This window comes from Pseudomonadota bacterium (assembly GCA_010028905.1).
Lineage (GTDB): Bacteria > Vulcanimicrobiota > Xenobia > RGZZ01 > RGZZ01 > RGZZ01.
The window spans coordinates 1-3,960 of record RGZZ01000469.1 but is presented as its reverse complement, the minus strand read 5'-3'; the positions used below and the strand labels follow the sequence as shown (position 1 = coordinate 3,960).

General features: G+C 67.2%; 3 protein-coding genes. 1 reads left to right on the top strand and 2 read right to left on the bottom strand.

Going from position 1 to position 3,960, the window contains the following annotated elements; genetic code table 11:
• On the top strand, window positions 1–610 hold a 610-nt coding region (locus tag EB084_21315; protein ID NDD30804.1), incomplete at its 5' end, for a DUF4127 family protein.
• Between the two features lie 12 nt (window positions 611–622).
• Here EB084_21315 and EB084_21310 read toward each other — a convergent pair.
• On the bottom strand, window positions 623–2,431 hold the full coding sequence (locus EB084_21310) for an ABC transporter ATP-binding protein (GenBank protein NDD30803.1): 1,809 nt from the start codon (window positions 2,429–2,431) through the stop codon (window positions 623–625).
• Window positions 2,428–3,960: ABC transporter ATP-binding protein (locus tag EB084_21305; GenBank protein ID NDD30802.1), on the bottom strand; the 1,533-nt coding region annotated here is incomplete at its 5' end. The genes EB084_21305 and EB084_21310, both read right to left, overlap by 4 nt.

The window sequence follows — 3,960 nt, the reverse complement described above, 5'->3', positions numbered from 1 at the left end:
TCTCGCCCTCGTGAACATGGCCGATCCGTTCCTGGCCAAAGCGGTGATGGCACGGGTGCCGCTCCCCCGTCTCGAGGCGTATGCCGCCTGGAACACCCCCAGCAACAAGCTGGGAACCGCCATCGCCCAGGCCGTGGCCCACAGCCTCGCTGCTCGTTTCGGTGATCGATGGTCGGCGTCGCGAGCGCTGGCCAGCGAGCAGACCCACCAGGCCTTTCTGCTGGCTCGCTTCGTCGACGACTATCGCTACCAGGCGCTGGTGCGGGCGAGGTTCCGGCCGGAAACCGCAGGGCTGCCCGCCGACGCCGACCCGCTGCTCAACCTCTTCGGCCCTGTCGGGCTGAAGATCCGGCTCGAGCTGCTGGCCTATGCTCGACGTCTCTTTGACAAGAGATTCCGTGGGCACTCGGTATGGGTGCCGGGACTGCACCGATGGGCTGCCCTCGAACAGGCGCACGCGGAATGCGTGCTGCCCTGGCTGCGCCTGTTCGAGGTCGAGGTTCGGGTCGCGCTCCGGATCATCCCCCGCCCGGGTCCGACCCTGGCTCCCCAGCGCAATCTCGGGCCGGAGCCCTCTCCCACCGAAGGCCCGCTGCAGGAGTCTCGCTGAAACGCCCCCGCGTCAGTGCGCGTCGGTCATCTGGGTTCGGAACATGTGGGCATAGAGCCCGTTGGCCGCCATCAGCACGGCGTGGGAGCCCTGCTCGACGATCTGCCCCTTGCGCAGCACGATCACCCGATCGGCCTCCTGCACGGTCGACAGCCGATGGGCGATGATGAGGGCGGTGCGGCCCTCGATGGCGCGGTGCAGGGCAGTCTGGATGAGCGCCTCGGTCTTGCTGTCGATGCTGGCCGTGGCCTCGTCGAGGATCAGCACGGGCGGATCGGTGACCAGGGCACGAGCGAACGACAGCAGCTGGCGCTCCCCTTGCGACAGCGACGCCCCCCGCTCTTCAACAGGGTGGTCTATCCCATCCTCGAAGCGCTCCGCCACTCGAGTGGCCTGGCTCAGCTCGATGGCCCGCGCGAGACGGTCATCTGGGACCTGCGAATGCAGGGTGATGTTGCGGCGCAGATCGGTGGAGAAGAGGAAGAGCTCCTGCTGCACGAAGCCGAACTGTCGGCGCAGCGACTGTACGTCCCATTCGTCGATGGGGCGGTCATCAAGCAGGATGCGCCCTCCACCGTCCGGATCGACGCGGTAGAACCCGAGCAGCAGCGCTGCGATGGTGCTCTTGCCCGAACCGGTGGGGCCCACGAGCGCCACGATCTCGCCTGGCGCCACCTCGAACGACACGTCACGCAGCACGGGCTTGTCCGGGTCATACGAGAACGAGACGCGGTCGAAGCGGATGCGACCCTCAGCGCGGGACGGCCCCGGGAGGGAGGGCGCCGGCTCCGGCGCCGTGTCGAGGATGCGCAGCAGCCGCTCTGACGCCACCAGCGCCGACTGCATCACGTTGAACTTCTCGGCCAGGTCGTCAACCGGCGCGAACAGCATGCGCACGTACATGAGAAAGGCCACGAGCGTGCCCAGGCTGAGTCGCCCATCGAGCACGGCGGCCCCACCCTGCCAGAGCACGATGGCCAGCCCGAGGGTCGAGCACGCGCTCACCAACGGACGAAAGACCGCGAACACATGCACGTTGCGCATCTCGGTGCGATAGGTCTCCGCATTCAGCTGATGGAACCGCTCGATCTGGCGGGCCTGCGCGGTGAACGACTTCACCACGGCAATGCCCTGCACGTTCTCCTGGAAGAAGGCGTTCACCCGCGCCAGCAGCTCGCGGATGCGCCGCTGCAGCGGCTGAGACACCGTCTTGAACCACATCACGAGCGCAGCGAGGGGAATGAACAGCCCCATCACCCGCAGCGCCAGCGCAGCGTCGAGCCGCAGCAGGATGACGCTGACCCCCACGAACGTGAGCGCGTCGCTCAATCCACTGGTGAGCACCGAGGTGAACAGCTCCGCGATGGCATTGGTGTCGTTGGCCACTCGGGTGACGAGCCGTCCCACGGGATTGAGATCGAAGTAGCGGATGGGGAGCCGATGGAGATGGGTCCACACCGCCGTGCGCAGACGTTTGACCACGCGCTGACCTACGAGATTGAGCCCGATGATGATGGCGTACGAGACGATCAGCGTCAGCGCGAGCAGCCCGACGTAGGCCGCGGCGAGCCACGTCACGCCTCGAACCCGGAGTGCCACGTCAGGCGGTGACGCTGCAGACGGGTCCATGAAGCCGTCGACGGCGGCGCGCACGAGCAGCGGTGCGCACGCCTGCGCACCGGACAGGACAAGGGTTCCGAGAAGACAGAGGGTGAGCAGGCCACCCTGCCCGTGCGCGAACGTGATCACGCGCCGCAGCAGCCCGAGCATGTCGAATGCCCCGAGGCGTTCCTCCTCGAAGGCCGTCTTGCGCCGGCTCACGGCTGCTGCACCTCCTCCTGCATCGAGGTCGCGCGTGATGCTGACTCGCCCTCGAGCTGCTGCAGCGCGTGCAGCTCGGCGTACGCCCCGCCACGCGCAATCAGCTCCGCGTGCGTGCCCTGCTCCACCACCGATCCGTCTCGCAGGACAACGATGCAGTCGGCGTCGCGCACAGCGCTGACACGATGGGCGATGATCACCGAGGTGCGTCGCCCTTCGCGACGCTCCCGCTCGAGCTCGCACAAGATGCGCGCCTCGGTGTCGGCATCGACGGCAGAGAGGGTGTCGTCGAGAACCAGGATGGGCGCGGTCTTGAGCAGCGCTCGCGCCAGGCAGACCCGCTGCTTCTGACCACCAGAGAGCGTGATGCCCCGCTCGCCGAGCAGCGTCTCGTAGCCCTCCGGGAACTCAGTGATCTCGTCGTGCACCGCAGCAAGACGGCACGCCTCGATGAGTCGCTCGTCTGAGGCGTCGGGCGCCCCGAGGCGCAGGTTGTCGGCGATGGACTCGCTGAACAGGAAGGCCTCCTGCGAGACCATCGAGACGTGACGTCGCAGGTGGGCCAGATCGATGTCATTCACGTCGATTCCATCGATGCGAAGGCTGCCCGCCGGAGGCGCATAGACCCGTAGCAGGAGCGCGGCCAGGGTGCTCTTGCCACTCCCCACCTCGCCCACGATGCCGAGGGTCCCCCCCGGCGCGACGCGAAACGACACGCGATCGAGTGCCTTCCGCTCATTGCCGGGATAGGCGAAGCTGAGATCGCGAGCCTCGATGGTACCTGCGATGACTGGCATCTGCCCTGCGATGTCCGGCTCCGGCTCGCGGTCGAGCAGATCCATGACCCGTTCCATCGAGGCCGTCCCGCGCCCCATCAGTGAGAGCGTCCATCCTGCGGCGATCATGGGCCACGACATCAGGCCGAGATAGGCACTGAACGCAGTGAACGCGCCCAGCGACATCTGCCCTTCGACGACCTGCGTGCCCCCCACCCCGAGCAGGATGGCCGTGCTCAGTCCGGTGAGCGCCATGACCGACGGGTTGAACACGGCATCTACGCGCACCGACGCCATCTGCGCGTCGACGCACGCCGTGCTGAAGCGCTCGAAATCAGCAACGTCGCCTTCCTCCTGGGCATGACCGCGAAGCACCCGCATGCCGCTGAGGCTCTCCCTCACCTTTTCGGTGAGCCGCTCGAACGCTTCCTGAACCACCGTCGACCGCGCATACATGTTGCGAAGCGAGAGCCGCAGAACAAGACCGAGCACGATGAACGGCAGGGTGGTGAAGACGGTGAGGCGCCAGTCGATGCTCGCCTGTGCCACCAGTGCCACGATGACGAAAACGGTCGAGTCAAAGACCGTCACCGGCCCCATGGCAAGCGCCATGCGCACCGCCATCAGGTCGTTCGTGGCCAGGGCCATGAGCTCGCCGGTCCGCGTCCTTGCGTGCCACGCGGCCGGAAGCGCCAGCGCGCGGGTGAGGAGGCGCTCGCGCAGGTCCATCTCGACGATGCGCGCCCCCGTGAA